The sequence below is a fragment of the Synechococcus sp. R55.8 genome (assembly GCF_047461895.1).
GTDB lineage: Bacteria > Cyanobacteriota > Cyanobacteriia > Thermostichales > Thermostichaceae > Thermostichus.
Window position 1 is genome coordinate 18,870 of the sequence record NZ_JANSIB010000024.1, and the last position, 5,438, is coordinate 24,307.

A 5,438-nucleotide genomic window follows, 5' to 3' on the forward strand; every position below is an offset into this window, starting at 1 on the left:
CGCGTGTGGGGGTGATGCCCTTGGGCGGCCACCGCCGAAAAAACAGGGGTGAGCACCAGCAAAAAAGGCTCCTCCACCAGGGGATCCTGCGGCAGGAGAGGGATCACCGTCTGGCCAGGGGTCAGAATCGACTCAGGGGACAAGTCAGGGGTAAACAGCCAGGGATCTTCACGGGCCAGCTCCCGCAGCTTCAGGTTCGGTTCTGGAGCGTCAATGGGCGACGGCAGTTGAGGCAGCGGATCCCGAACCACCCAGGGGGGCCACCAAGACACCGGCCCACCGATCACCACCCCAAACTGTCCAACTTCTTGCCATAGCTGGAGCAGGGCTGCCACCGTCTGCTGCCAGGAGCGCTCTCCTGCCCCCGGCAACCATTCCGGCAAGGGCAGATCGGCCCACAAAGCTTCCATCAAGGACAGAAATCGGCGGCTGTTCACGGATCTCTTTGACCCATCCTTCCCTTGTAGGGTAGCGGTTGTGGCCCCTCTGGGGCAGGGGAAAACCTCACCTTTTCCGGGGCGGATCCCCGTCTCACTCAGGGACAAGAATCCTCGTCCTCATACGGTAGCGAGTCTGTCCAATCAGCCTACCCGTCCATCCGGCAGAGTTGCCCCGCGCAAATTGGCCCCGCTGAGGTTGGCTGTGCTCAGATCGGCTCGGGTTAGGATTGCCTCGCCGAGATCGGCATTTTCCAGGTTGGTGCGGCCCAAATAGGCATCCACCAGGTTGGCATACCGCAAATCGGCCCCGGCCAGATTGGCCCGACTGAGATCCGTCCGCGCCAGTTTGGCCGAGCACAAAGAACTCGCGGAAAGATCGGCCCCGGCCAGATCCGCCTCGCTCAAGTTGGCCTCTGTCAGATTCACCTGGCGAAGTATCGCCTCCTTCAAGTTGGCCCGCGCCATCTGCACCCCTTGCAGGTCTGCCCCCAAAAAAGAAACCCCCCTCAGGTCGGTCTCGCTCAGGATGGCTCCCTGCAAACGGGCTTGCTGCAGGCTGGCCCCTCGCAAGTTGGCCTTGATCAAACTGGCCTCTTTTAGGTTGGCCCCGCTCAGGTCGGCCCGTGTCAAATCCGCTCCCGACAGGTTGGCTCCGCTGAGATCAGCGCGGCTAAGATTGGCGTTGCGCAATACCGCTCCCCGGCGGCTATCGAAACGGAGATTAGCCCCCCGCAAGCAAGCTCCCCCCAAGTTGGCACTGGTGAGGTTGGCCCAACGCAAATCCGCATCCAGCAGGTTGGCATCGATCAACAGGGCCAGCGTTAGGTTGGCCCCATGCAAATCTGCTCCTTGTAGGGTGGCGCCGTGCAACTGGGCATCCCTGAGATCCGCCTCGCTCAAGTCCGCCTGGCTGAGGTTGGCCCCCCCGAGGTTAGCCCCGACGAGGTTGGCCTTCTGCAGCTTGGCCCGCCCCAAGAAGGCGAAGATCAAATTGGCACTGTGCAGGTTTGCTTGGGAGAGATCCACCCCGATCAAATCGGCCCGGCTCAGGTCAAGGGCGGCCAGGTTCTCGCCGGCAAAGTTGATCCGTCCTGCCCGGTAAAGCCGAAGCAGATCCTTGGCATCCATAGAAGAGAGGGGAGAGCTCAGAGAAGTGAGAGAGGAGCTGCACTGGTGGTTATTCTAGATAAGGATCCGGGCGTTTCCCCAGCACTCTGCGCAGCTGATCGCCAGTGTTGAACGGGATCCCCAAACAGCGGGTTTGAGCTTCAAACCAGCCCGAACAGACGGCGCTCTGCCTCCTCCATGCGATCCAAGAAAGCAGCAAATTTGGTGGAGATCTCCCCCACTTCCTGCAAAAAGGCGCGTAGTGTTTGGTACTTGAGAACCAAGGCTTCCTCTAGGGTGCAGGTTTGGAACTGCTCATCCAACGCCTTGCCCAACTCGCTCAGGGCCTGTTCGATAGCAGTTTTGACAGAGCCGACGCTGCGCCGCACCAAACGCATCACCTCCTGCTCCAACTGCGGCTTTTGCCGGGCCAGCTCGCTGCTGGCCAACACCTGTCTTAGGGAAGCATAGGGATCCGCCAGCTCAGCGGGCATTTCGGTAACCGCCTCCGGCAGAGCCTGTTTTGCATTGCTGACGCGCAGGGGCTGCACCAGGCGCCACTCCGATTGTTCTAGCTTTTTCAAGATCCCCATGAACATTGCGGCGGATCCCTCGACATCCCTCAAGAAGCCGCGCAGCACCTGGTGTTTGAGCGTCAGATATTGGACGGGATCCTCATCCTGCAGACCTTCGTCCAGGGCGTTGCCCAACTCGCTTAGGGTGTTCTCGATGGCAACCATCAAGGATCCGGCGCTGTGATGGAGCAGTTGGCGGCAGGACTCTGGGATCTCCTGTCGCAGGTCAGAAGAGGGGCCGGGTGGTGTTGTCCAGGTTGCAAAAGCCAGAGGATCTGCAGGTTCTTCCTCATCTTCTGGGATCCCAGCGTCAATCCAAGTCATGGGGCTGGCCAGGGACTCTGCCTCGCCCGCGCGAGCGGCATCTTCGGTATTCAGCCAATCCAGATTGGCGGAGAGAGGCTCAGCAGCCAATCCTCCGCCGGGGAGGGTCGCTGGGGGCACGTCAACGTAAAGAGGCTTCAGCATCTGCAGCACAGCATTGGCGGCTTGGCCATCCTGATCCGGCTCCTGCAACTGCTGCACCGCCTCCTTCAGCCGGGCTTCCAGTTCTTGGGGGGAGGCGCAGGCATCGTAGAGGGCTCTGAGCAGCTCGTCCAGGCTGTAGCGCCGCAGGGCCGCCAACCCCTGCAGAGTAGGCTCTACTTTGTGGTACAAAGCCGTGAACAGAACCAGCTTGGCCCGCAAAGGGCTGGTTTGCCGCATCACCCCTGCCCGCAGCTCGAAGGGATCGTAGTCTTGCTTTTGCAGTCGTGGGCTTCCATACTCCAAGGACAAGATAGGCGAGGGTGCGGCCCAAGCTGATGGCTCCTTGAGCGAGGGCATGAGTGGGCTAGAGGGATCCGCTTGGGGCTGTTGATACAGGGGCTGTAGCTTGCTTAGCAGCATCTTGGCGATGCGAGCATACTCGGCTTTTTTGTTGATGCGGCTGATGGCCTCTCGAAAGCGTTGGCCCAAAGCATCAAGGGTAGCGTGCTCACGGCAAAGCTGCTCCAGCAGGGCTTTCAGATCTATCTGGCTCAACTTGCTGACATCGCCTTCCCATGTGCTGGTGCAGGCAAAGTAAACCAGCTTTTTCACTCGGTCTGCGTACCCGCCCTGCTGCACTTCTTGCACAACAAGGCCAAAGGGATCCGAGACAACCATAGGGAGCTGCTAAGCAGGAGTAGGTGGATCTAAGCTTACGAGGATCTTTGCGGTTTTTGAACAAGGACGGGTACCTTGCTGGGCAGAATAACACATCCTTCCCAGACCTGATGTTTGCCCAGGGATCCCCCAGCCATCAAGTGGGATTTAGCGGCCTATTTTTTGCAGGGCTCTTTCCACCTGTACTACATGGCGGTTCAGTCCCAAGTTTTTCGCCGGGATCCCCAGGGCCAGGCCCACCAATTGTGGCAAATGCAGGATCGGGATCCCCAGCTTGCGCCCGATCACCTGTTCCACCTCCGGCTGCCGAGAGTCCAAGTTGAGGTGACATAGAGGACAGGGGGTAACCAAACAATCGGCTCCCGCCTCTATTGCCTCTACGAGATGCCGGCCTGCCATCGAGAAAGACTGCTGCGGGGCGTAGCTGGAAATGGGCCAACCGCAACACTGGGTGCGCCCGCGATACCAAACGGGGGTGGCCCCCAAACGCTCGAAGAGATCCTCCATCAAATGGGGATCCCGCGCCACATCAAAGCGGGAGATGTCGTAGGCCCGCAACAGATAACACCCGTAGAAGGCAGCGCAGCGCAGTCCCAGGAGAGGCCGTTTGACCTGTTGGGCCAATCGCTCCAGGCCGTAGTCATGAGCCAGCACCCACAGCAAATGGCGCACATCGCCTGTGCCCTGGTAACGGCTCTCACAGCCCCCTTTCTGGCACAGGGCTTGCACCTGGTGAAAGTACTCTGGATTCGCGGTTTTCGCAGCTTTTAACTTTTCATTCACGCGGCCCAACACCCCCTGACAGGTGCTGCAGTGGGTGAGCATCGGCAGCCCCAGCGCTTCCGCCAAAGCCAGGTTGCGGGCATTCACCGTATCTTCCAGCAGCTCCGATTCTTCTTTGAAGGTGCCCGAACCACAGCAAGAAGCAGCCTCCAGCTCCACCAGTTCAATGCCCAGATGCCGCGCAATCTGGTCGGTGGAGTCATACAGCTCACGACAGGCCCCCTGGGCCACACAGCCGGGGTAGTAGGCGTAGCGCAAAGGTGAAGGAACAACCGCGGTCATGAGAAGACGTGAGAAGAAGAAGAGAATTGGGTTTGCGATCTCAACGGTAATAACAATCCATGGATCCATTGCCCACACAGCAGAGCACTGGCCTGCCTGCAGAGCGGGAACCCAGAGCCTAAGATCCTACACCCATGCGCTGCCACAGCACATCCGTTGCTGCCCAGGACAGGGAGTTTGTCAAAGCTTCCCTATTTATCTGCCCCTATTTTGAAACCATTCGGAGCCGATACCCTATTTTTCTCCCTGCCTAGTGCCTCCCTAGCCGATGTCGGGTAGATTTGGCGGTAGCCATCGCTGAGGAATCGGTCAACGCCTTATGAACAGCCCGATCCAGGATCGCGATTTCCCCTTTTCACCCCGCTCTAAGCAGGGCAGTCTGGGTTGGAGCCTTCCTCTAAAAGGTTGGGGATTTGGCTTGTTTTTCGGATCCCTAGTTTGGGCAGGATGGGCAAGTCAACTCCAACTGTGGGCCCAGCCGGTCGAACAGCAACCCCAGGAAGAAGTCTTAGTGCCGGGGCGCAATCTGGATCCTGGGGCGCAAATCCGGGTGCGTAACGAGCTGGTCAAGATCTGTGGGGACTATCGTTGCGAAGGCTATCGCTTTTCGGTACGGGTACCGATCAGCCCTGAAGACACCCTGGAAACTCTGCTGGGGCGGCTGGATACGGAGATGCTGCGGGAGGTGGATCGGGTGTTTCAAACTCGGCCCGATCTGAATCGGGTCATTGTCGATGGCTACGTCTTCTCGGGTACTCCCGCTTTTGTCAGCCGGGAAGTGCTGCTGCAAACAATGTTTGTGCCCCGTCACCGTTGGGAAGTGGGGCGCTTTGGGCCAGAGCAAGATGCGATTTTCTATGCCGAGCTGTTGGGACAGGTGACGCCCTTTCTAACTCCATCCCCAACCCCCACGCCTACACCTGGGCCTGTGCCTGGAGAAGGTGTGCCCCCTCTGCCCCCGCCTCCTGGGGAAACTCCTCCCATAGAGGCAACGCCTACCCCTCAAGAAACCCCAGCCCCTCCGCCTCCGCCCCAAGGGGATGTGATCCAGCGGCAGCCGATTCAGCCCTGATGGGTTTGTTGGGTAGCTGAGTCTGGGTTGTGA

Annotated in this window: 4 protein-coding genes and 1 pseudogene; 1 reads left to right on the forward strand and 4 read right to left on the reverse strand. The window is 59.4% G+C overall.

Annotated features, from left to right (window positions below; translation table 11 throughout):
• The 4 genes and pseudogenes from NW829_RS04040 to NW829_RS04055 form a co-directional block, all read right to left on the reverse strand.
• Positions 1-437, reverse strand: a pseudogene (locus tag NW829_RS04040) (sensor histidine kinase); the annotation flags it as partial.
• A 144-nt stretch (positions 438-581) separates the two neighbouring features.
• Entirely contained in the window at positions 582-1,568 is a 987-nt protein-coding gene (locus NW829_RS04045) for a pentapeptide repeat-containing protein (protein WP_414416491.1), read from the reverse strand.
• Between the two features lie 140 nt (positions 1,569-1,708).
• Positions 1,709-3,268 (reverse strand): hypothetical protein, encoded by a 1,560-nt coding sequence (locus NW829_RS04050; RefSeq protein ID WP_414416492.1) that lies wholly within the window; start codon positions 3,266-3,268, stop codon positions 1,709-1,711.
• Between the two features lie 147 nt (positions 3,269-3,415).
• Positions 3,416-4,333, reverse strand: a complete 918-nt coding sequence (locus NW829_RS04055; protein WP_414416493.1) for a CoB--CoM heterodisulfide reductase iron-sulfur subunit B family protein — start codon at positions 4,331-4,333, stop codon at positions 3,416-3,418.
• 319 nt (positions 4,334-4,652) lie between these two features.
• Here NW829_RS04055 and NW829_RS04060 point away from each other — a divergent pair, with 319 nt between their 5' ends.
• Complete coding sequence (locus NW829_RS04060; protein WP_414350784.1) at positions 4,653-5,405, forward strand: hypothetical protein; 753 nt, start codon at positions 4,653-4,655, stop codon at positions 5,403-5,405.
• Positions 5,406-5,438: the final 33 nt, after the last annotated feature.

What these genes read in the sequence shown, in the direction of transcription:
- NW829_RS04055 (WP_414416493.1), bottom strand. Translation starts at nt 4,333, where the DNA reads ATGACCGCGGTTGTTCCTTCACCTTTGCGCTACGCCTACTACCCCGGC.
- NW829_RS04045 (WP_414416491.1), bottom strand. Translation starts at nt 1,568, where the DNA reads ATGGATGCCAAGGATCTGCTTCGGCTTTACCGGGCAGGACGGATCAAC.
- NW829_RS04060 (WP_414350784.1), top strand. Translation starts at nt 4,653, where the DNA reads ATGAACAGCCCGATCCAGGATCGCGATTTCCCCTTTTCACCCCGCTCT.
- NW829_RS04050 (WP_414416492.1), bottom strand. Translation starts at nt 3,268, where the DNA reads ATGGTTGTCTCGGATCCCTTTGGCCTTGTTGTGCAAGAAGTGCAGCAG.